The organism is Acidovorax sp. NPDC077693 (assembly GCF_044542805.1).
Classification (GTDB): domain Bacteria; phylum Pseudomonadota; class Gammaproteobacteria; order Burkholderiales; family Burkholderiaceae_C; genus Acidovorax.
In genome coordinates, this window is the sequence record NZ_JBITVD010000005.1 from 202,873 (window position 1) to 224,728 (window position 21,856).

Below are 21,856 nucleotides of genomic sequence, written 5' to 3' on the forward strand. Positions count from 1 at the left end.
TGCGCGTGACCTACGTGCGCAACATCACCGACATCGACGACAAGATCATCAAGCGCGCGCTGGAGCGGGGCATCACCATCCGCCAGCTCACCGACGAGATGATTGCGGCCATGCACCAGGACATCGGCCTCTTGGGCATCGAGCCGCCCTCGATCGAGCCCCGCGCCACCGAGTACGTGCCCCAGATGCTCTCGCTCATCGGCCAGCTGGAAGGCAAGGGCCTGGCCTACCGCGCGAGCAATGGCGACGTGAACTACTCCGTGCGCAAGTTCGACGGCTACGGCAAGCTGTCGGGCAAGTCGCTCGATGAACTGCGCGCCGGCGAGCGCGTGGCCGTGCTGGACGGCAAGGAAGACCCGCTCGACTTCGTGCTGTGGAAGTCCTCCAAGCCCGAGGAGCCGCCCGAGGCCAAGTGGGACAGCGAATTCGGCTCCGGCCGCCCCGGCTGGCACATCGAGTGCTCGGCCATGTGCGGCGCCACGCTGGGCGAGACCTTCGACATCCACGGCGGCGGCGCCGACCTGCAGTTCCCACACCACGAAAACGAGATCGCCCAGAGCGAGGGCGCCACCGGCAAGCCGCTGGCCAAATTCTGGGTGCACAACGGCTTCGTGCGCGTGGACAACGAGAAGATGTCCAAGAGCCTGGGCAACTTCTTCACCATCCGCGACGTGCTCAAGACCTACGACGCGGAGACGGTGCGCTTTTTCATCGTGCGCGCCCACTACCGCAGCGCGCTGAACTACAGCGATGCGCACCTGGACGACGCCCGCCAGGCCCTGAAGCGCCTGTATACGGCATTGAGCCTGGTGGCACCTGCACAAGTCCCCGCCATCGACTGGACGAACCCCTACGCCGCCCGCTTCAAGGCAGCGATGGACGAAGACTTCGGTACGCCCGAGGCAGTGGCCGTTCTGTTCGACCTGGCCAGCGAGGTCAACAAGACCCGGTCGGCCGAACTGGCCGGTCTGCTCCAGGCCCTGGGCGCTTGCCTGGGGATTCTGCAGGGCGACCCCAAGGACTTCCTGCAGGCGGGTGCCGGTGCCAGCGGTGCCGACATCGAAGCGCAGATCGCCGCCCGCGCCGCCGCCAAGGCTGCCAAGAACTTTGCCGAGGCGGACCGCATCCGCCAGGCGCTGCTGGCGCAAGGCATCGTCCTCAAGGACTCCGCCGCCGGCACCACGTGGGAAGCAGCGCAGTGAGCCCGTGTCTGATGCGAAATATGCGCCTGTCGCACGTGGGGTAAGCGGTGGCAGCTACTAAAAAGATAGCGGCGGATGCCGCGGCGCCGCCGTTGGTGCTGGCCACGCCGGATTACTGGGCCGAGGCCTGCAAGCACCTGGTGAAGAAGGACCGGGTGATGAAGCGCCTGATCCCGCAGTTCGGCGACGCCGCGCTGCGCACGCGGGGCGACGCGTTCGTCACGCTGGCGCGCTCCATCGTGGGCCAGCAGGTGTCCGTGACCGCGGCGCAAGCCGTCTGGGAGCGTTTTGTGGCGCTGCTGCCGCGCGGCATGAAGCCCGCCAGCGTGCTCAAGCTCAAGATCGACGACATGCGCGCCGCGGGCCTGTCGGCCCGCAAGGTCGACTACCTCGTGGACCTGGCCATTCACTTCGAGAGCGGCAAGCTCCACGTGAAGGACTGGGCGGCCATGGACGACGAGGCCATCATTGCCGAGCTGGTCGCCATCCGCGGCATCGGGCGGTGGACCGCCGAGATGTTCCTCATCTTCTATCTGATGCGGCCCAACGTATTGCCCCTGGACGACCCGGGGTTGATCGCCGGCATCAGCCACAACTATTTCTCGGGCGATCCGGTCAGCCGCAGCGATGCGCGGGAAGTGGCCGAAGCCTGGAAGCCCTGGAGCAGCGTGGCAACTTGGTATATTTGGCGGTCGCTCGACCCCCTGCCGGTGGCTTATTGAACGGCTGACGCCGCCTGACGCGCTTATGCAAACTCGTTACATGTCGGTTACAGTGCGGGCCATTCGTGGCCGCCGCTCACCGGCGTGAGCCCTTAGGAGAACAACGTTGGCGAAAAAGACCTTTCTGGATTTCGAACAGCCCATCGCGGAACTCGAGTCCAAAATTGAAGAACTGCGCTACGTGCAGACCGAAAGTGCCGTCGACATCTCGGAAGAGATCGACCAGCTCAGCAAGAAGAGCCAGCAGCTCACCAAGGACATCTACAGCGAGCTGTCGCCCTGGCAGATCACCAAGATCGCCCGCCACCCCGAGCGTCCGTACACACTCGACTACGTGCGCGACATCTTCACCGACTTCGTCGAGCTGCACGGCGACCGCCACTATGCGGACGACCTGTCCATCGTGGGGGGCCTCGCGCGCTTCAACGGCCACGCCTGCATGGTGCTGGGCCACCAGAAGGGGCGCGACACCAAGGAGCGCGCTGCGCGCAACTTCGGCATGAGCAAGCCCGAGGGCTACCGCAAGGCCCTGCGCCTGATGAAGACGGCCGAGAAGTTCAAGCTGCCCGTGTTCACCTTCGTGGACACGCCCGGCGCCTATCCGGGCATCGATGCCGAAGAGCGCGGCCAGTCCGAGGCGATCGGCCGCAACATCTTCGAGATGGCGCAACTGGAAGTGCCCATCATCACCACCATCATCGGCGAAGGCGGCTCCGGCGGCGCGCTGGCCATCAGCGTGGGCGATCAGGTCGTGATGCTGCAGTACGCGATCTACTCCGTCATCAGCCCCGAAGGCTGCGCGTCCATCCTCTGGAAGACCAGCGACAAGGCCCAGGAAGCGGCCGACGCGCTGGGCATCACCGCCCACCGCCTGAAGGCCCTGGGCCTGGTGGACAAGATCGTGAGCGAGCCGGTGGGCGGCGCCCACCGCGACCACAAGCAGATGTCGGCCTTCCTCAAGCGTGCTTTGGGCGATGCCTACCGCCAGGTGGCCGACCTCAAGGTCAAGGACCTGCTGGACCGCCGCTACGAGCGCCTGCAAAGCTACGGCCGATTCAGCGACACCAAGGCGGACAGCCGCTGATCCCCCGGTGCAGCGCCGCGCGGCGGCGCCCCGCAAAGACGGCCCTTCGGGGCCGTCTGTCGTTTGGGGCCAACGCGGTCTGTAGGTGCGCGTGTAACCTCTGGCGCGGAGGTTGCAACCGGATGTAGCATGGTAATGCCCCCCACCACCGGGGGATGCAGGAGTGTCCATGTCGCTGCTCAAGTCGCTCAAAGGCCAGATTCTTGCACTGTCGTCGGCCTGCCTGGTGCTGGCGCTGCTGGTGCTGACCGTGGCCAATTTCCTGGTGGCGCGCAGCCAGGCGCGGGACAGCCTTATCGAAGAGAGCCTGGCTACCGCCAAGAGCCACGTGGAAACCATCGAGGAGTGGGGGCGTGGCAAGGCATTGATCGTCGCGGCCTCCGTCACTGCCTTCGACGAGCCCGAACCGGTCAAGACACTGGCCTTGCTGCGCGACGCGGGCAAGTTCTCCACCTTCTACTTCGGCTTTGCCGACAAGAAATACGTCTTTTCGGAAACGCGCAACCTCCCGGCCGACTATGACCCGACCGCCCGGCCCTGGTACAAGCAGGCCGCTGCGGCTGGCGGCCCGGTCATCACGCCGCCCTACATCTCCGCATCCGACGGCAAGCTGGTCGTCACCTTCGCATCGCCCGTGGGGGCGGGGTCGGCCCTCAAGGGGGTGGCTGCGGGCGATGTGTCCATGGAGTCCGTCGTGGCCACCGTGGCATCGGTGCGGCCCACGCCCCCAGAGCTTCGGCTTCATGGCGTCGAGCGACGGCAAGATCATTGCCCACCCTGATGCAGCGCTCACACTCAAGCCCCTGAGCGACCTGGCGCCCGCCCTCACGTCCGACAAGCTGCAGGCCGCCGCCAAAAGCCGGGAGCTGCTGGGCATCGACATCGGCGGGCGCCAGCGGCTGCTCACCGTGGTGCCCATTGCGGGCACGAGCTGGATGCTGGTGGTGGCGCTCGATGAAAGCGAAGCCATGGCCCCCATCCGCGCCATGCTGACCACGTCCGTCGTGTCGAGCATCGTGGTGTTGGCCATTGCGGTCGCGCTGCTGGCAGCGGTGCTGACGCAGCGCCTGCGCCGCCTGACGCAGGTGCGCGATGCCATGCACGAGGTGGGCGAGGGCGACGGTGACCTGTCGCGCCGCATCGACACCCACGGCGAGGACGAGCTGGCGCAGATTGCGTCGAGCTACAACAACTTTGCCGGCAAGCTCTCGGGCGTGCTGGGCCAGATCCGCGAGGCCAGCGGGTCGGTGCGCGTGGCGGCCGAAGAGATCGCCACCGGCAACCAGGACCTGAGCGGGCGCACCGAACTCACCGCGTCCAGCCTGCAGGAGACCTCGGCGTCGATGCAGCAGCTCACCGAGACCGTACGGCAGAACGCCGATGCCGCCCGCCAGGCCAACCAGCTCGTCGCCCAGGCATCCAGCGTGGCCCAGCATGGCGGTGCGGTGGTGGGCAACGTGGTGACCACCATGGACAAGATCAACGCGGCCTCGCGCAAGATCAACGACATCATCGGCGTGATCGACGGCATCGCCTTCCAGACCAACATCCTCGCGCTGAATGCGGCCGTGGAGGCCGCGCGTGCCGGCGAGCAGGGCCGGGGCTTCGCCGTGGTGGCGGGCGAGGTGCGCAGCCTGGCGCAGCGCAGCGCCGAGGCTGCACGCGAGATCAAGACACTGATCAACACGTCGGTCGAGCAGGTCGAAAATGGCTCGCGGCTGGTGCACGACGCCGGCACCACCATGACCGACATCGTGACCTCGGTGCAGCGCGTCACGGACATCATGGCCGAGATCACTGCGTCGACCAACGAGCAGAGCACCAGCATCGGCGAGGTCGGCCAGGCCGTGGCGCACCTGGACCAGATGACGCAGCAGAACGCCGCCCTGGTGGAGCAGAGCGCCGCCGCCGCGCAAAGCCTCAAGGACCAGTCGGTGCGGCTGTCCGAAGTGGTGGGTACCTTCCGGCTGTCCACCGATTCGGCGCACGCAGCGCCGCGCCTGGCGCCTCCGGGCGGCTGACGGCTGCCGAGGGCTGCTGCAGTCCACGGCTGGCAGCGGCTCGCGCCGTCGGCGTTTTGCTGCGTTCGTGCTGCGGTGCACTGGGCACCGTGATAATTCGACCATGGATGGCTGTCGTGTGAATCGTGGTGTCGTGGGCTGTGCTGGTCGCCGCGGGTGTACGGCGGCTGCACCGGCCAGGGGCTGGGCGTGACCTTGCCCTTCGACGCTGCGATGCAGGCCTTCGCGCCTGCGCTCCCCGTGGCCGTGGGCCTGAGCGGCGGTGCCGATTCCACGGCCTTGCTGCTGGCGTGCGCGCGGCGCTGGCCGGGCCAGGTCCGCGCAGTCCATGTCCACCACGGGCTGCAGGCAGCGGCCGACGGTTTCGAGCACCACTGCGTGGCCCTGTGCCAGGACCTGAACGTGCCGCTGACCATCTGCCGCCTGGATGCTCGGCCCGCGCCCGGCCAAAGCCCCGAAGACGCTGCCCGGCAGGCCAGGTACAAGGCTTTGGATGCGGTAGCGCTGGATGCACAAGCGCCAGCAGCTATTAAATCAATAGCATTGGCGCAGCATGCGGACGACCAGGTCGAGACCGTCCTGCTGGCCCTGTCGCGCGGCGCCGGTGTGGCAGGGCTGGCGGCCATGCCTGCGCAATGGGAGCGGTCGGGCCTGCAGTGGCACCGCCCGCTGCTGCAGGTGTCCGCGGCCGATGTCCGCCGCTGGCTGCGCGCCCAGGGCCGCACCTGGGTGGAAGACCCCACCAACACCGACGAGCGCTTTACCCGCAACCGCATCCGCGCCCAGCTTCTTCCCGCCCTCGAGGCCGCCTTCCCCGCGTTTCGCGACACCTTCGCGCGGTCTGCATCGAACGCAGCGCAGGCCGCAGAGCTGCTGGACGAGCTGGCTCTCGAAGATGCGCAACGGGTGGGCACGCCGCCCTCGATCCAGCTGTTGCAGGGCCTGGGTCGGGCACGCCAGGCCAACGTGCTGCGGCACTGGCTGCGTACCGTCCACCAGACCACGCCCGCCGCGGCGCAGCTCCACGAGCTGCTGGGCCAGGTCGCGGCCTGCACCACACGGGGCCACCGCATCCACATCAAGGTAGGGCGGGGCTTCGTGGTGCGAAACGGTGCCCACCTCGATTGGTGCAGTCCCCAGGTGTTGGTCCGCTGATCTGTCCAAAAAGCGGCGGCGCGCCAAAACCTGTTCTTCCCCAACCACTGCGCCGTGTCCCCGGATTCGTCACACCCCAAAATCCAGCGGCATTTGATCTTTCACAAACACGGCCGCACTTCGATGGGCTCTGCTGCGCAGCCACGTGGGCGTGCCGGCAAGGCGTTCTGCGTGCTGAGCGAAGAAGGCATCAGCATCCAGATGATCTCCTCCGCCAACATCAAGACCTTGGTCGTGATCGACGAAAAGTACGTGGAGCTGGCCGTGCAGCCTGCACAAGGCCGTCGAGCTGCACCCGCACACGCCTGATCCGCCAGAACCGCCTCCGAAATGAGGCATAATAGTGGGATTGGAAACGTGACCGAGTGGCCGAAGGTGCTCCCCTGCTAAGGGAGTATGGGGTGTAGAGCCTCATCGAGGGTTCGAATCCCTCCGTTTCCGCCAACCCAGAACCCCAAGTGATTGATTCACTTGGGGTTTTTTGTTTTCTGGCTCAATTGGTATGCCATTCGGTATGCCATGGCATGTTGGCTTTCGTTGAACGTCACTGGACAAGTGGGTCGCTTGATCACAAGTGCTCCCGCGACTGGTCGCCTCAAATTTTCGGGCGGACTGTGTTGGCGATTGTGAACAGTCACTGTACGTTGCTGACGCCTGAAGTCTGCGTGATCCCTTTATAGGGCGCATCAACTGCGATGACCCATCCTGTGCTTAGATACTTGGGTCGGTCAAGTGCGTGAGCACGGAGCCTCAAAGCTGATCTACCGTCATGCGCTCAAGCCATTTTGGGCATGCCTTCCGTCCTGACCTCTTCGAGACGGAAATAGCGCCCCCCTGACTTAAGTGCCGGGAATGCCTCGCATACTGCGTAGGGTTCGCTATAAAAAGTGAGGCTTCCCTGAACATTGAAGACGACCTTTCCAGAACCAGGTCGGGGCTCGTACTTGAGTTCTTCAAGCGACCCTGACTCACCGTGCCACTTGGCCATCTGGACAACTAAGTTGCGCAGTGTCGGCACTTTGAATCGCCCCGGTTTGAATCGCCCCGGCTTATCTAGACACTTTTGAGCCATTGGGAATGTCGCTGTTCGAACTCTACAGGGGATAGTCCTGCCGCCGATGAATGACGGCGCTGTGAGTTGTAGAACATTTCGATGTAGTTGAAGACGTCCGCTCTCGCGTCATCACGGGTTGCATAGACCCGCCTGCGGATGCGTTCGCGCTTGAGCAGTTGGAAGAAGCTCTCGGCCACAGCGTTGTCGTGGCAGTTGCCACGCCGGCTCATGCTGCTGACCAGATTATGGTCACGCTCCTCGGTCACGCGCTTGAGTTCAGCCTTCAGCCGTCGCAGCTCCTCGGTCTGGGACGTCTGCATCTGTCGTTCTGGCGCAGGCACCGAATAGACCTTGATCCACTTGTACAGGCTGTGCTGGCTCACGCCGATCCGGGCGGATACATCGGCTACTCGGTGGCCTCGCTCCGTTATCTGCTTGACCGCTTCGATCTTGAACTCTTCGGGATATGGCTGCTTTGTCATAGTACCTCCTATTGGGCCTCAGGTTTGAGGCTCGAAGGTGTCTAGTTCAGCCGGGGCGATTCACTGCAACCGGCCCGTCAAGAATCGCTAGCGGCCGACCTCAATCTGCTCGGCCGTTTTACTCCAAGCGCAGCCCTAGCGCTCCGTGGCTGTCCGGGGTCTCGCCGAGGCCCGCATCAACCTGCCAGTACGATGTCAGCGAAAACTAATCGAGAGGAGAGTTGACGATGGCGCAGCCAAATGCATGCTTGGTGGCACTGGCCACAGCCTGGGGCCCGCGGTACGGCGGCATCAACGCGTTCAATGTCGAATGGGTGAGGTCGCTGGGCATCGCCGCGCGCCGTGACTACCAGTTGGTTTGCGTGGTTCCGCAGGCCGATGCCGACGACCAGGAGGACGCCCGACGCCACCACGTCAGCCTGGTGCCGCTGGGCAACGCCACACCCGATCTACTCGCCGACCAGGCCGATGCCGTGCTGGCGAAGGTGCGCTCCGCATCTGGTGTAGCACTCAATCCCGGCACCGTGCTGTGGCTCGGACATGACGACAAGACCGGCGGGCTGGCGCTGGCGCTTCGCGCTGCTCTCCCTGGCAGTTTTGCAGTGCTGGTCCACCACATGGCTTTCCGCGCCTACCAGGACGTGAAGAAGGATGGCGACGGTGCGGCAGATAAGCAAAAGACACAGCGAGAACTGTTTCACCAGGCCGACCTTAGCCTGGCCGTCGGCCCCATGCTGGCCGATCACCTGCGCGACATTCTGCCGCCCGCCAAACACTCGTCGGTGACGATGCTGGTGCCGGGCCTAGCCGAGCCGGACCCGCTGCAGGTACCCATCAGCGACCAGGCGCCGGCCAACTTCATCGCCTTCTTGGGAGGACGGCTCGGCAGCGACGACGAGCGAATTAAGCAGGCCATGCTGGGCGTGCGCGGCTTTGGTCGTGCCGTAGGCCAATGCAGGTCGGGGGCCAATGATCGCCATGCAATGAACCGCTCACCCAGCCTGCGCATGAGGGGCGTGCCAACCGAACAGCGTGATCAAGTGGTGAAAGAAGCGGAGGACGAAGCCCGATGCATGGTCGAGTGCGACGTGCAGCCCTATACCGAAGACCGACTGCAGTACCTCAGCGATCTGGCCGGAAGCAGCGTGGCGTTGATGCCGTCGTGGCACGAGGGCTTCGGGCTGGTCGCGTGGGAAGCCATCGCCTGCCAAGTGCCCGTGGTCATCGGCCAGCAGTCGGGCGTCTACCGGCTGCTGCAGGGGCATTGGCAGGGCGCCGGCCTGGGCCGCAGTGTGCGCGCGGTGCCGGTGGACGGCCGACGCAGCCGAGATGGCGCCGCGCCCCACACCGACAGCGACGTCACCGCGGTGGCCAATGCCTTACTTGAGCTGGGAGATCGCATGGCCGATGCCAAGGCCGATGCCGTCCTGCTAGCCCAACGCTTGCGGCTCAGCCACACTTGGAAGGACTGCGCCGAAGCCACGCTGCAAGCGCTGGAGCGTCATTTGAGCGTGCGGCTACTGCGCACCTTGACTGGGCAGGACGCGCCGCCGGATGAGGCTAAGCTGCAGGCTGCGTGGGTGCAGCAGCGGACACCCAAGTCACCCGCAAGTGCGGACGCGGGCTGCGCCCCAGGGGATACCGATGCCCCTGATTTTTTGCAGCTGCCCAAGCCTCAGGCGGCGATGCATGTGCGGCAGCTCGGCCCGGCGGCACTGTTGGCGGCGCAGGATCAGGTTGTGCGCTTTCACCCTGCGCGAGATGCGTTCATCGAAGGCGTTCTGGCCGCTGTTACTGCACCTGGCCTGCCGCGCCTGACAACGCAAGTCATTCATGGCCCCGGGGGCGTGGGCAAAACTCGCAGCGCACTTGAACTGCTGCAGCGCACCGTGCCGCGCGGTTGGCTTGGCCTGTGGCTGCCTGCCAAACCGCCCGCCGAAGCTCTGGACGCATGGCAAAGGTTGCTGTTAGGTCACGGGCATCCACTGCTGCTTGTGGTCGACTACGCCGAGGGACGGCAGCCCGAGCTGCTGCGCTGGCTGCGAAAGGCGCTCGACGACGCATTGAAGCGGCCGGATGGCCCGCGGGTGCACATGCTGTGTCTGGCGCGCAGCACTGACTGGTGGGATCAGCTGTTACGCCAGCCGGAATGCGACACTGAACTGGCCGCGCTGCTGGCTCCTGGGCCTGCCAACCTGGGCCTGACCGCCGTGCCCGACTGGCCCAATGCGCCGGAGGAACGAGCCCAGGCGTTCGACGCCGCCGTGTCCGACTACGCCACGGCGCTCGGCGAGTTAGAGCCTAACTATCCCTGGCGGCCCGACCTCACATCGACCGATTTTGCCCGGCCGCTCTACCTGCATCTGGCCGCTCTAGCCGCACTTTCCGGCGAACGGCCGGGCCATGACCATGCGCTGCTGGCAGCCCTGTTGCGTCGTGAATGGAGACACTGGCAGCGCAACGCCCCGCCCGCGCTGGCTATAGCCAGCGCCTGGGACGACTGGGCCGATGCCTTGGCACTGCTGGCGTTTTCGCAGGGGCTGGAATCGGCCGAGCTTGGTGCAGCGCTCGAGCAACTGGCATTTGCCCAACCCGAAGAATGGGTGCGCGCCTTGGCGCGCATTTACCCAAGTCAGGGTAGCAGCATAGGCCCCCTTACTCCCGACTTGCTGGCTGAGCACCTGCTCTTCGAACGCCTAAGCGCCAATCGCGCCCCGGTCTGGCTGGCCCTGGTCTTTGGACATGGAGAAGCGCGGCGCACCCGTGCAATAGCGGTGCTGGCGCGCTTGTGGCCGCGCGCGTGGCCTGAGGCGCTGGACTTGGCGAAGCTTGACCTTGGCGCACAGCGCTTGGTGGCTGCCCTGGCTGCCCTCTGGGCCGATTACGGTCAACAGCTCATCTCTGCGGTACACCAGCACGGCATGGTTCTGACCATCCCGATAACAGAGGCTTGGCGGACGCTGCCACAGCAGGTGCAACAGGCCATTGCACCCAGCCTGCACCTGCCCGACTATTCGACGCCGCTGCTGGCGCTGACGGTCGATATCCGGCGCAGCAAAGTGGATGCCGCCGTCAATGAGGCCAGCCGCGCCGGCGCGCTTAATAACCTGGCCATCGGGCTCTCGGCCCTTGGCGATGCCGCTTCGCGGGCCGAGGCGTTGCGCTGCGCACGCGAGGCGTTGGAGACCTACCGCACGCTCGCGCAGGCTCAACCCGCGGCTTATCAGCCAGACCTAGCCATGTCGCTCAACAACCTTGCTATCCGCTTGTCCGAGCAGGGCGACGCCGCTTCGCGGGCCGAGGCGTTAAGATGCGCCCGCGAGGCGGTGGAGATTCGCCGTACGCTCGCGCAGGCCCAGCCAGCGGCTTATCTGCCTGTCCTGGCTATTTCGCTCAACAACCTTGCCAACCGCTTGTCTGGGCAGGGCGACGCCGCTTCGCTGGCCGAGGCGTTGAGATGCGCCCGCGAGGCGGTTGATATTCGTCGCACGCTCGTGCAGGCCCAGCCTGCGGCTTATCAGCCTGCCCTGGCCGGGTCGCTCAACAACCTTGCCAACCGCCTGTCTCAGCAGGGCGACGCCGCTTCGCGGGCCGAGGCGTTGAGATGCTCACGCGAGGCGGTGGAGATTCGCCGCACGCTCGCGCAGGCTCAGCCCGCGGCTTATCGGCATGACCTGGCCATGTCGCTCAACAACCTTTCCAACCACCTGTCCCAGCAGGGCGACGCCGCTTCGCGGGCCGAGGCGTTGCGCTGCGCACGCGAGGCGGCGGAGACGTATCGCACCCTCGCGCAGGCCCAGCCAGCGGCTTATCAGCCTGCCCTGGCCGGGTCGCTCAACAACCTTGCCAACCACCTGTCCCAGCAGGGCGACGCCGAGTCGCGGACCGAGGCGTTGAGATGCGCCCGCGAGGCGATGGTTATTCGCCGCACGCTCGCGCAGGCCCAGCCAGCGGCTTATCAGCCTGACCTAGCCGGGTCGCTCAACAACCTTGCCAACCACCTGTCCCAGCAGGGCGACGCCGAATCGAGGGCCGAGGCGTTGAGATGCGCCCTCGAGGCGGTGGATATTCGCCGCACGCTCGCGCAGGCCCAGCCCGCGGCTTATCTGCCTGACCTGGCCGGGTCGCTCAACAACCTTGCAGTCCGCCTGTCCGAGCAGGGCGACGCCGAATCGAGGGCCGAGGCGTTGAGATGCGCCCGCGAGGCGGAGGAGACGTACCGCACGCTCGCGCAGGCTCAGCCCGCCGCTTATCAGCCTGACCTGGCCATGTCGCTCAACAACCTTGCCATCCGCCTGTCCGAGCAGGGTGACGCTGAATCGAGGGCCGAAGCGTTGAGTTGCTCACGTGAGGCGATGCAGACGTACCGCACGCTCGCGCAGGCCCAGCCCGCGGCTTATCAGCCTGACCTGGCAGGGTCGCTCAACAACCTTGCCAACCGCCTGTCCGAGCAGGGCGACGCCGCTTTGCGGGCCGAGGCGTTGAGTTGCGCACGTGAGGCGATGCAGACGTACCGCACGCTCGCGCAGGCTCAGCCCGCGGCTTATCCGCCTGACCTGGCCGGGTCGCTCGACAACCTTGCCAACCACCTGTCCCAGCAGGGCGACGCCGAATCGAGGGCCGAGGCGTTGAGATGCGCCCTCGAGGCGGTGGATATTCGCCGCACGCTCGCGCAGGCCCAGCCCGCGGCTTATCTGCCTGACCTGGCCGGGTCGCTCAACAACCTTGCAGTCCGCCTGTCCGAGCAGGGCGACGCCGAATCGAGGGCCGAGGCGTTGAGATGCGCCCGCGAGGCTGCGGAGACGTATCGCACGCTCGCGCAGGCCCAGCCCGCGGCTTATCTGCCTGACCTGGCCGGGTCGCTCAACAACCTTGCAGTCCGCCTGTCCGCGCAGGGTGACTCCGTATCGAGGGCCGAGGCGTTGAGATGCGCACGCGAGGCAGTGAAAATCTATACCGCGCTGTTCGAGCGCCAGCCCGCGCGATTCCACCGAACCCTCGACATTGCCAAAGCGACGCTCGATCGAATTGCCGACCAGCCTAGAATTTGACGCGGGCCGTTTTGCCGCCTCGATTCTGTCCGCCAGGATGTGCTGCAGATGGTTGCGCCAGCGGGCTGGGTTGGTGCCCGTGCGGTGGCCATGGGCTGTGGCCCAGTCCAACACCTGCTCGATGTCTTCAACGTTCAGGTGCCCGGTGTGGGGTTAAGAATAGGTGGCTAGGGTGCTGCGCCACGTGCTTTCGTACTCATTGATGAAGGCTTGGCCCACGTCATCAAATCGCACCTGCCGCGAAGTGAAACCGCTGCCGCGTGCAAATACTGGTCACGGCACCCAAGGCGGTGGGTGAGCCGGGTGGGTCCGACCGTCCAATCGCGCGCAAGTTTTTTTGCGTGACTTTCGGAAAGCGGACCGAGCTGCGGTGCTGAGCGCTCGTTTCGAGGCTGTTTTGGCTTCGCCGCTGGGGGCACCTGCGGGGGGCGCGTGCTGCCTATAAATGTGCCCCCAATTTGGGAAAACATGCCCCCAAATGTGCCCCCAAATCGCGCGGATGCGTGGGGACTAGCTGGGACGGCTGTGGACAGCTAAGATGCTGATTCCAAAGGAGAAATAAAAAAGTCCGGAAGAGTGTGGACTCTTCCGGACTAGTCGATGGTGCCCGGGGCCGGAATCGAACCGGCACGCCTTGCGGCGGGGGATTTTGAGTCCCCTGCGTCTACCAATTTCACCACCCGGGCTGGAATTCGTGAAGCCGCAAATTATGGCACAGTAGGGCGCATGAAATATCCGACGATTGAAGATGCGGTTGGCAACACGCCGCTGGTCGCGCTGCAGCGCATTGGGGCTCAGGACAACGCCGCGCGCGGCAACGTGGTGCTGGGCAAGCTGGAGGGCAACAACCCGGCGGGCTCGGTCAAGGACCGGCCGGCCCTGTCGATGATCCGCCGGGCCGAAGAACGCGGCGACATTCGGCCCGGTGACACGCTGATCGAGGCCACGTCGGGCAATACTGGCATCGCGCTGGCGATGGCGGCGGCGATCAAGGGCTACCGCATGGTGCTGGTGATGCCCGAGGACCTGTCCATCGAGCGCGCCCAGACCATGAAGGCCTTTGGCGCAGAGCTGGTGCTCACCCCCAAGAGCGGCGGCATGGAGCATGCGCGCGATCTGGCCGAGGCGATGCAAAAGCGCGGCGAGGGCAAGGTGCTCGACCAGTTCGGCAACCCGGACAACCCGCGCATCCACTACGAAACCACCGGCCCCGAGATCTGGGAGCAGACCGGCGGACGCATCACGCACTTCGTGAGCGCGATGGGCACCACGGGCACCATCACCGGTGTGTCGCGGTTCCTCAAAGAGAAGAACCCGGCCATCCAGATCATCGGCGCGCAGCCGGAAGAGGGCTCGCGCATCCCCGGCATCCGCAAGTGGCCGCAGGAGTACCTGCCCAAGATCTACGACGCGAGCACGGTGGACGAGCTGGTGTACGTGAACCAGGACAACGCCGAAGACATGTGCCGCCGCCTGGCGCGCGAAGAGGGCATCTTTGCGGGCATTTCTGCCGCCGGGGCTTGCTGGGTGGCGCAGCAGATCGCCGCGCGCGACAGCAACGCCACGATCGTCTTCGTGGTGTGCGACCGGGGCGACCGTTACCTGTCCACCGGCGTTTTCCCCGCCTGATCTGGAAGAAGGCCGGCTGCGTGACCTTCTTTTTAATGAAAATGGCCGCTACCGCTGGATGAACGTGCGCCAACAGCTATCAAAATAAGAGCATATGCACTACGAAACCCGCTTCTGCACCCACTGCGGCACTGCGCTGCAGCCGATCACCCTGGCCGAAGACGGTGGCGACAAGGAGCGTCTGCGCTGCCCCGCCTGCGGCTGGACGCACTGGAACAACCCCACGCCGGTGCTGGCCGCCATCGTGGAGGTGGATGGCCGGGTGCTGCTGGCGCGCAACGCGGCCTGGCCGGCCAAGATGTTTGCGCTGATCACCGGCTTCATGGAAGCGGGCGAGTCGCCGCAGGAAGGCATTGCGCGCGAGGTGAAGGAAGAGACCAACCTCGACGTGCTGTCCACCACCATGGTGGGGGCGTACGAGTTTCTGCGCATGAACCAGGTCATCATTGCCTACCATGTGGTGGCGCAGGGCGAGGTGCGGCTGTCGCCCGAACTGGTGGATTACCGGTTCTATGACCTGGGCGAGCTCAAATGCTGGCCTGCCGGCACCGGCTATGCGCTGGCCGACTGGCTGCGTACGCGCGGGCACGCGCCGGTGTTCTTCACGGCCGAAGAAAATGAAGAACGCCGCCGAGGCCTGAACCTGCCGCCCAAAGACTGAAGCACAAGACAAGACAAGATACGGACACAACACCATGGACATCCACAAAGAAGTCGACACGCGCGGCCTGAACTGCCCCCTGCCCATCCTCAAGGCCAAGAAGGCGCTGGCGGACATGGCCAGCGGCCAGTTGCTCAAGGTGGTGGCGACGGACAGCGGCTCGCTGCGGGACTTCCAGGCGTTTGCCAAGCAGACGGGCAATGAGCTGGTGGAGCAGCAGACGGTGGGCGAGGAATACATCCACGTGCTGCGTCGGCGTTGACGCCCTGACGGGCGCACGCACGGAGGCACCGCAGGCGGTTCACGCCGCGGGGCGTCCTGTGCAGGGCTGGGGGCCACGGGCGCACGCCCGGCCATTCAAAAGAAACCCTCTCGCAGCGTTTGCTGGGAGAGGGTTTTTTGTTGTGCAGGCACGGTGTTGTGACTGGGCGCCGGTCAGCTTTCGCGGCGCGGGGCAGGTGCGGTATCCGGCTTCGACAGGCTCAGCCCGAACGGGCGGGGGGGATGGTGCGCCGGTGGGCGATCTCTGATCCCCGAGTCCTGATCCCTGGAGCCCGATCCCTGGAGAACGATCCTCGGGGCCTGATCCCCGCGGTCGCGCTTACGCTTACAGCTCCAGCGCCTTCAGGTATTCACGGAAGTGCGCACCCACCTGCGGGTGGCGCAGCGCCAGTTCCACCGTCGCTTCCAGAAAGCCTTCCTTGCTGCCGCAGTCATAACGCTTGCCCTGGTACTGGAACGCGTACACGGCCTCGTTCTGCATCAGGCGGGCGATGCCGTCGGTGAGCTGGATCTCGCCGCCCACTCCGCGTGGCTGGTTGCGGATCTCGTCGAACACGCCGGGCGTGAGGATGTAGCGGCCGGCCACCCCCATGCGGGACGGGGCCACGTCGGCCTTGGGCTTTTCGACGATGCGCTCGATGCGGATCAGCGGGCCCCCGGCGGATTCACCGGCCACGATGCCGTACTTGTGCACCTGGTCTTCCGGCACTTCCTGCACGGCGATGACCGAGCGGCCCTGCTGGCGAAAAGCCGTGGCCATCTGCGCCAGTACGGGCTGGCCGCCCTGGGGGCCGACCATCAGGTCGTCGGCCAGCAGCACGGCAAAGGGCTCCTTGCCCACCAGCGGCTCGGCGCACAGCACGGCGTGGCCCAGGCCCAGCGAGCGGGGCTGGCGCACGAAGGCGCAGTCCATGTCCTCGGGCTGGATGGAGCGCACCAGGTCCAGCAGTTCCTTCTTGCCGGCGGCTTCGAGTTCGGCTTCCAGCTCGTACGCGGTGTCGAAGTGGTCTTCGATGGCGCGCTTGCTGCGGCCCGTGACGAAGATCATGTGGCGGATGCCGGCGGCGTAGGCTTCTTCCACCGCGTACTGGATCAGCGGCTTGTCGACCACGGGCAGCATCTCTTTCGGAGATGCCTTGGTGGCGGGCAGAAAACGGGTGCCCAGGCCGGCAACGGGGAACACGGCTTTGCGGACGGTGGTGGCAACGGTCATGGAAGAGGTTCCTTCGGGGATGTGAAGCAGTGAAATCGGGTGGTGGTGGGGGGCGCCGCCAGGGCGGGCCCGCCAGCCCGAAGAGTATGGCGTCGGTGGTCAGCCCAGTCGTGTCAGTTGATCGCGCAACCGGCCCAGCGTGGCGCCGAAGTCGGCGATGCGCTTCTTTTCCTGGTCGATCACGGCAGGGGGGGCCTTGGCCACGAACGCTTCGTTGGAGAGCTTGTTGTGGGCCTTGGCGACCTCGCCCTCGATGCGGGCGATTTCCTTGGACAGTCGGGCCTTCTCGGCCGCCACGTCGATCTCCATATACAGGCACATGCGGGCATCGCCCACCACAGCCACGGGCGCGGCCTGCGCGGCGGCGGCCCAGGCGGCTTCGTCGTCGAACACCTTGACCTCGCTGAGCTTGGCCAGCGCCTGCAGCACCGGCGCCACGCCGCGCATGAACTCGGTGTCGCCCACCACGAACATGGGCAGGCGGGTGGAGGGCGAGACGTTCATCTCGCCACGCAGGGCGCGGCAGGCGTCCACGAGGCCCTTCACGCGGCCCATGTGGGCGATGGAGGCCTCATCGATCTTGGCGGGTTGGGCCTCAGGGTAGCGGGCGATGCTGACCGACTCGCCGGGGATACCGGCCACGGGCGCCACCACTTGCCACAGGGCTTCGGTGATGAACGGGATGATCGGGTGGGCCAGGCGCAGGATGGCTTCCAGCGTGCGGATCAGCGTGCGGCGCGTGGCGCGCTGCTCGGCCTCGGTGCCGTTCTGGATCTGCACCTTGGCGATCTCCAGGTACCAGTCGCAGTATTCGTTCCAGACAAAGTCGTAGATCGTGTTGGCCACGTTGTCCAGGCGGTACTCGGCAAAACCCTTGGCCACCTCGGCCTCGGTCTTTTGCAGCAGCGACGTGATCCAGCGGTCGGCCTGGCTGAAATGCATGTAGCCGTGGGCGGGGCCGCCGGGCTGGCATTCTTCCTTGGTGTGCTCTTTCAGGCCGCAGTCCTGGCCCTCGCAGTTCATCAGCACGAAGCGGCTGGCGTTCCAGAGCTTGTTGCAGAAGTTGCGGTAGCCCTCGCAGCGCTTGCTGTCAAAGTTGATGCTGCGCCCCAGGCTGGCCAGCGCCGCAAAGGTAAAGCGCAGCGCATCGGCGCCATAGGCCGGGATGCCCTCGGGGAATTCCTTTTGCGTGTTCTTGCGCACGGTGGGGGCGGTCTCGGGCTTGCGCAGGCCGGTGGTGCGCTTGTCCAGCAGCGGGTCGAGCGCAATGCCGTCGATCAGGTCCACCGGGTCGAGCACGTTGCCTTCGGACTTGGACATTTTCTTGCCCTGCGCGTCGCGCACCAGGCCGTGGATGTACACATGCTTGAACGGCACGCGGCCGGTGAAGTGCGTGGTCATCATGATCATCCGGGCCACCCAGAAGAAGATGATGTCGTAGCCCGTCACCAGCACGGTGCTGGGCAGGTACAGGTTGAAGTCGTCGGTGGGTGCGTCGCCTTGTTCAGGCCAGCCCATGGTGCTGAAAGGCACGAGCGCGGACGAGTACCAGGTGTCGAGCACGTCCTCGTCGCGGCGCAGCGTCTTGCCGGGCGCCTTGGCCTGCGCCTCGGCTTCGCTCCGGGCCACGATCACGGTGCCGTCCTCGTCGTACCACGCCGGGATCTGGTGGCCCCACCACAGCTGGCGGCTGATGCACCAGTCCTGGATGTTGTTCATCCACTGGTTGTAGGTGTTGACCCAGTTCTCGGGCACGAACGTCACCTCGCCCGTGGCCACCGCGTCGATGGCCTTTTGCGCGATGCTCTTGCCCGTGGGGTCCTGGTCGCTCACCTTGCTCATGGCCACGAACCATTGGTCGGTCAGCATGGGCTCGATGACCTGGCCGGTGCGGGTGCAGATGGGCACCATGAGCTTGTGCTTCTTCACCTCGATCAGCGCGCCGAGGGCTTCGAGGTCTGCGACCACGGCCTTGCGGGCCACGAAGCGGTCCATGCCCTGGTATTTGGCCGGGGCGTTCTCGTTGATGGTGGCCTGCAGCGTGAGGACCACGATCATGGGCAGCTTGTGGCGCTGGCCCACGGCGTAGTCGTTCTGGTCGTGCGCGGGGGTGACCTTCACCACGCCCGTGCCGAATTCCTTGTCCACGTAGTCGTCGGCGATCACCGGGATCTGGCGGTCGCACAGCGGCAGGTTCACCATCTTGCCGATGAGGTGGGTGTAACGCGCGTCCTCCGGGTGCACCATCAGGGCCACGTCGCCCAGCATGGTCTCGGGGCGGGTGGTGGCCACCGTGAGGCTGCCCGAGCCATCGGCCAGCGGGTAGGCAATGTGCCACAGCGAGCCGTCTTTTTCTTCACTCTCGACTTCCAGGTCGGACACGGCCGACTGCAGCTTCGGGTCCCAGTTCACCAGGCGCTTGCCGCGGTAGATCAGGCCCTGTTCGTACAGCTTTACGAAGGTGTCTGTCACCACCGTGGAGAGCTTGTCGTCCATGGTGAAGTATTCACGGCTCCAGTCCACGCTGTCGCCCATGCGGCGCATCTGCGTGGTGATGGTGTTGCCCGACTTTTCCTTCCACTCCCACACTTTGCTCACGAAGTTCTTGCGCGCCTCGGGCGGGGTCGGGCCCATGTCGTAGCGGCTGATGCCCTGTTCTTGCAATTGGCGCTCCACCACGATCTGCGTGGCGATGCCCGCGTGGTCGGTGCCCGGCACCCACGCCGTGTTGAAGCCACGCATGCGGTGGTAGCGCGTGAGGCTGTCCATGATCGTCTGGTTGAACGCATGGCCCATGTGCAGCGTGCCTGTCACGTTCGGGGGCGGCAGCTGAATGGAGAACGCGGGCTCGCCCGCCTGGGCGGCGCCGGTGCCCCGGAAGCCCGCTACGCCGTAGCCACGGCGCTCCCATTCGGGGCCCCAGTGGGCTTCCAGGGCGGCAGGTTCAAAAGACTTGGACAGGCTGTCGAGGCCGGTTTGTTGCAGGGGCGAGCTCATGGGGTATGGGGCGGTGGGACCCGGCGGCCACGCTGTGCGGCGCCGGGTCGGACAAGATGGACCGGGCATTTTACGGGAGCGCAGCCACTGCCCCGGCGCCGTGGGGCTGCGGGCTGTCCGACCGTTCATCCAGCGTTTCTATCCAATTGTTACCTTGTGCCTGCACCTTCAGCCACAGCGGTGCCGATAATCGCCGCCCATGGAGCGAGGGAAGGCCGCAGTGAAGCAGGCCGGGCTCCATGCAAGAGAGCACGCGCGTGCTCTTCGGATCACTACATACAACACGGTGGACTACCGGCCCGAAAGGCGGCGCGCAAAAGCGCCGGTTTCGGGCATTGGGCCGCCATAACACACGTCCGAACCCATGTCAGCAGTTCCATCTTCTTTCCGCACGGCCCTGGGCAAGGTCTTCGTGTACGCGCTGCTCGCGCTGTTCCTGGTGCCGGCGGGTACGTACTTCTTCAGCGGCTACGCGCAGCGCGACCAGGACGCGGGTTTCGTGGCCGGCATCAGCCAGCGCATCGACGCCGAAAAGGGCATGCCCGCGGCCGAGAAGCAGGCGCGCAAGGACTACTACCGCCTGAACCCGCCGTCCACCATCTGCGGCAGCACCGACCCCGAGGCGCAGGACTACCGCGCGGCGCTGTGCGAGCGGTACTCGGACGTCTGGCAGTTCAACATGGCGCGCAAGGCGTCATTCTGGACCCTGGTGGCCAGTGCCCTGCTGCTGGTGAGCGTGCTGGGACTGGGCGCGCTGGCCTTTGCCGACCGCACGCTGCAGTACAGCAGCTTCGTCACCGGCTGGCGCCTGACCACCTGGGCCAGTGCGGCGGCGCTGGTCGTGCAGGGGGCCATGGCGGTCTGGCTGTCTTTCTGGGTCACTGCCTTTTTCTTTCACAAGTACTCGCCCAAGCTCATCATCGTCGTCGGCCTGGCCGTGGCGGCCGGTGTGTTCGTGGCGGTGGCGGGCATCTTCAAGCGGGTGCATTCCGAAAGCCGGGCCGTGGGCGAGCTGGTGTCCGAAGAAGATGCGCCCCTGCTGTGGAAGCGCATCCGCCACATGGCCGAGCGCTTGAAGACCGAGCCGCCGCAGCACATCGTGGCCGGCATCGACGCCAACTTCTTCGTCACCGAAGCCCCGCTGGCCGTGGGCGACAAGCTCCTGACGGGCCGCACGCTGTTCGTCAGCCTGCCGCTGCTGCGCATCCTCGACCAGTCCGAGGCCGACGCGGTCTTCGGCCATGAGCTGGCCCACCTGCGCGGCGGCGACACCAAGAGCAGTGCGCTGCTGGGCCCCAAGCTCGTGCAGTACGACCACTACCGGCACGCGATGCGCACCGGCGGGCTCACCGCCATCGTCTCGCCCGTGCTCGACCTGTACCGCATGATCTTCGAGATCGCGCTCGCCCGCGACAGCCGCGAGCGCGAGTTCAAGGCCGACCGCATCGCCGCCAAGCTCATCACCCCCGCGGCGATCGCGCAGTCGCTCGTCAAGATCGCGGCGTACGCGCAGTACCGCCACAAGATCGAGGACGAACTCTTCGGCCGCAACGAGCGGCACGACCAGGCCACGCTGGGTATTGCCAGCTTCGTGGCCCAGGGCCTCGCGCCGTATGCCGCGTCGGACGATTTCCTGGCCGCGATGAAGACCGCCAACGTGCCCCACCCCTACGACTCGCACCCCGCCATGCCCGAGCGGCTGCGCAATGTGGGCATGGCCGTGAAGGAGCAGGACTGGGGCAGCATCGCCGTGCGCGTGCCTGCGGCCACCTGGGTGCAGCAGATCCTCACGGCCGACGCCATCGAGCAGCGCCTGTGGAGCGACTACGAGCAGCAGTTCGCGCAGGACCACGAGCGCAGCCTGGCCTACCGCTACGAGCCCGCCAACGACGCAGAGCGCGCCGTGGTGCTGCAGTACTTTCCGCCCGTGGTGTTCGCGCTCAAGGGCGATGACACCGTGGAGATCAGCATCGACGGCATCCGCACCAGCGCCGACGAAACCACCGTGTTCTGGGACGCGGTGAAGGCGCTGGAGTACAAGGAAAGCAGCTTCGGCAATGCGCTGATCGTGACCCACCCCGACAAGGGCGCGCTGGGCACGGCCAAGACCACGAAGATCAAGCTCGGCGGCCTGGCCAAGCAAAAGGACGAGTTCAACGCCGCCGTGAGCCACTACTGGCAGCGGCACCAGATCATGCGGGCGCATCAGCAGGGCGGCTGAGGCACCACGGAGCGCCTGCGGGAGCGCCCCATTGCCCGTTAGAGGGGAGGCGCTTTTGGACGGCTGGGAATGTGCCGGCGAG

12 protein-coding genes, 2 tRNA genes and 2 pseudogenes are annotated in these 21,856 nt (G+C 65.8%); 12 read left to right on the plus strand and 4 right to left on the minus strand.

Translation table 11 applies throughout. From position 1 onward, the window contains the following. From cysS to ACIGHN_RS08700, 7 genes and pseudogenes are all read left to right on the plus strand, one after another. On the plus strand, window positions 1-1,202 hold a 1,202-nt coding region (cysS, locus tag ACIGHN_RS08670), incomplete at its 5' end, for a cysteine--tRNA ligase (RefSeq protein WP_396504045.1). 47 nt (window positions 1,203-1,249) lie between these two features. Beyond that, window positions 1,250-1,924 carry a DNA-3-methyladenine glycosylase family protein gene (locus ACIGHN_RS08675; protein WP_396504046.1) on the plus strand — a complete coding sequence of 225 codons (675 nt, stop codon included), beginning with the start codon at window positions 1,250-1,252 and terminating at the stop codon, window positions 1,922-1,924. Between the two features lie 106 nt (window positions 1,925-2,030). Next, complete coding sequence (locus ACIGHN_RS08680) at window positions 2,031-3,008, plus strand: acetyl-CoA carboxylase carboxyltransferase subunit alpha (protein ID WP_056418804.1); 978 nt, start codon at window positions 2,031-2,033, stop codon at window positions 3,006-3,008. 169 nt (window positions 3,009-3,177) lie between these two features. Then, window positions 3,178-5,029, plus strand: a pseudogene (locus ACIGHN_RS08685) (methyl-accepting chemotaxis protein). A 189-nt stretch (window positions 5,030-5,218) separates the two neighbouring features. Then, window positions 5,219-6,184, plus strand: coding sequence for a tRNA lysidine(34) synthetase TilS (gene tilS, locus ACIGHN_RS08690; protein WP_396504047.1), 966 nt, complete (start codon window positions 5,219-5,221; stop codon window positions 6,182-6,184). 133 nt (window positions 6,185-6,317) lie between these two features. Further along, window positions 6,318-6,518: pseudogene (locus ACIGHN_RS08695) on the plus strand (ACT domain-containing protein); the annotation flags it as partial. 17 nt (window positions 6,519-6,535) lie between these two features. Beyond that, window positions 6,536-6,628 (plus strand) — tRNA-Ser (locus ACIGHN_RS08700). A 609-nt stretch (window positions 6,629-7,237) separates the two neighbouring features. On the opposite strand, the gene ACIGHN_RS08705 is transcribed toward ACIGHN_RS08700, so the two are convergent. Continuing rightward, window positions 7,238-7,720 (minus strand): transposase, encoded by a 483-nt coding sequence (locus tag ACIGHN_RS08705; RefSeq protein WP_396504048.1) that lies wholly within the window; start codon window positions 7,718-7,720, stop codon window positions 7,238-7,240. A gap of 227 nt (window positions 7,721-7,947) precedes the next feature. Between ACIGHN_RS08705 and ACIGHN_RS08710 the strand changes: the two genes are divergently transcribed. After that, the gene (locus tag ACIGHN_RS08710) at window positions 7,948-12,771 is read left to right on the plus strand and encodes a tetratricopeptide repeat protein (protein ID WP_396504049.1); all 4,824 of its coding nucleotides are present in this window, start codon (window positions 7,948-7,950) and stop codon (window positions 12,769-12,771) included. 601 nt (window positions 12,772-13,372) lie between these two features. On the opposite strand, the gene ACIGHN_RS08715 is transcribed toward ACIGHN_RS08710, so the two are convergent. Further along, window positions 13,373-13,457, minus strand: a tRNA-Leu gene (locus ACIGHN_RS08715). A 40-nt stretch (window positions 13,458-13,497) separates the two neighbouring features. Between ACIGHN_RS08715 and cysM the strand changes: the two genes are divergently transcribed. From cysM to ACIGHN_RS08730, 3 genes are all read left to right on the plus strand, one after another. Next, the gene (gene cysM, locus ACIGHN_RS08720; protein ID WP_056167059.1) at window positions 13,498-14,400 is read left to right on the plus strand and encodes a cysteine synthase CysM; all 903 of its coding nucleotides are present in this window, start codon (window positions 13,498-13,500) and stop codon (window positions 14,398-14,400) included. A 94-nt stretch (window positions 14,401-14,494) separates the two neighbouring features. Further along, the gene (locus tag ACIGHN_RS08725) at window positions 14,495-15,061 is read left to right on the plus strand and encodes an NUDIX hydrolase (protein ID WP_396504050.1); all 567 of its coding nucleotides are present in this window, start codon (window positions 14,495-14,497) and stop codon (window positions 15,059-15,061) included. 34 nt (window positions 15,062-15,095) lie between these two features. Then, window positions 15,096-15,323: a sulfurtransferase TusA family protein gene (locus ACIGHN_RS08730; RefSeq protein ID WP_056167055.1), complete on the plus strand. Its 228-nt coding sequence runs from the start codon at window positions 15,096-15,098 to the stop codon at window positions 15,321-15,323. A 345-nt stretch (window positions 15,324-15,668) separates the two neighbouring features. Here ACIGHN_RS08730 and galU read toward each other — a convergent pair whose 3' ends face one another. After that, the gene (gene galU, locus ACIGHN_RS08735; RefSeq protein WP_396504051.1) at window positions 15,669-16,556 is read right to left on the minus strand and encodes a UTP--glucose-1-phosphate uridylyltransferase GalU; all 888 of its coding nucleotides are present in this window, start codon (window positions 16,554-16,556) and stop codon (window positions 15,669-15,671) included. Window positions 16,557-16,655: 99 nt separating this feature from the next. Continuing rightward, window positions 16,656-19,553 carry a valine--tRNA ligase gene (locus tag ACIGHN_RS08740; protein WP_056412907.1) on the minus strand — a complete coding sequence of 966 codons (2,898 nt, stop codon included), beginning with the start codon at window positions 19,551-19,553 and terminating at the stop codon, window positions 16,656-16,658. Between the two features lie 364 nt (window positions 19,554-19,917). Here ACIGHN_RS08740 and ACIGHN_RS08745 point away from each other — a divergent pair, with 364 nt between their 5' ends. Continuing rightward, window positions 19,918-21,774 carry a M48 family metalloprotease gene (locus ACIGHN_RS08745; RefSeq protein ID WP_396504052.1) on the plus strand — a complete coding sequence of 619 codons (1,857 nt, stop codon included), beginning with the start codon at window positions 19,918-19,920 and terminating at the stop codon, window positions 21,772-21,774. The last annotated feature ends 82 nt before the right edge of the window (window positions 21,775-21,856 follow it).

Bases quoted from the DNA above. Each gene is read 5' to 3' on its own strand.
- ACIGHN_RS08730 (WP_056167055.1), top strand. From the start codon at position 15,096: ATGGACATCCACAAAGAAGTCGACACGCGCGGCCTGAACTGCCCCCTG.
- ACIGHN_RS08745 (WP_396504052.1), top strand. From the start codon at position 19,918: ATGTCAGCAGTTCCATCTTCTTTCCGCACGGCCCTGGGCAAGGTCTTC.
- galU (WP_396504051.1), bottom strand. From the start codon at position 16,556: ATGACCGTTGCCACCACCGTCCGCAAAGCCGTGTTCCCCGTTGCCGGC.
- ACIGHN_RS08725 (WP_396504050.1), top strand. From the start codon at position 14,495: ATGCACTACGAAACCCGCTTCTGCACCCACTGCGGCACTGCGCTGCAG.
- cysM (WP_056167059.1), top strand. From the start codon at position 13,498: ATGAAATATCCGACGATTGAAGATGCGGTTGGCAACACGCCGCTGGTC.
- ACIGHN_RS08710 (WP_396504049.1), top strand. From the start codon at position 7,948: ATGGCGCAGCCAAATGCATGCTTGGTGGCACTGGCCACAGCCTGGGGC.
- ACIGHN_RS08740 (WP_056412907.1), bottom strand. From the start codon at position 19,553: ATGAGCTCGCCCCTGCAACAAACCGGCCTCGACAGCCTGTCCAAGTCT.
- ACIGHN_RS08705 (WP_396504048.1), bottom strand. From the start codon at position 7,720: ATGACAAAGCAGCCATATCCCGAAGAGTTCAAGATCGAAGCGGTCAAG.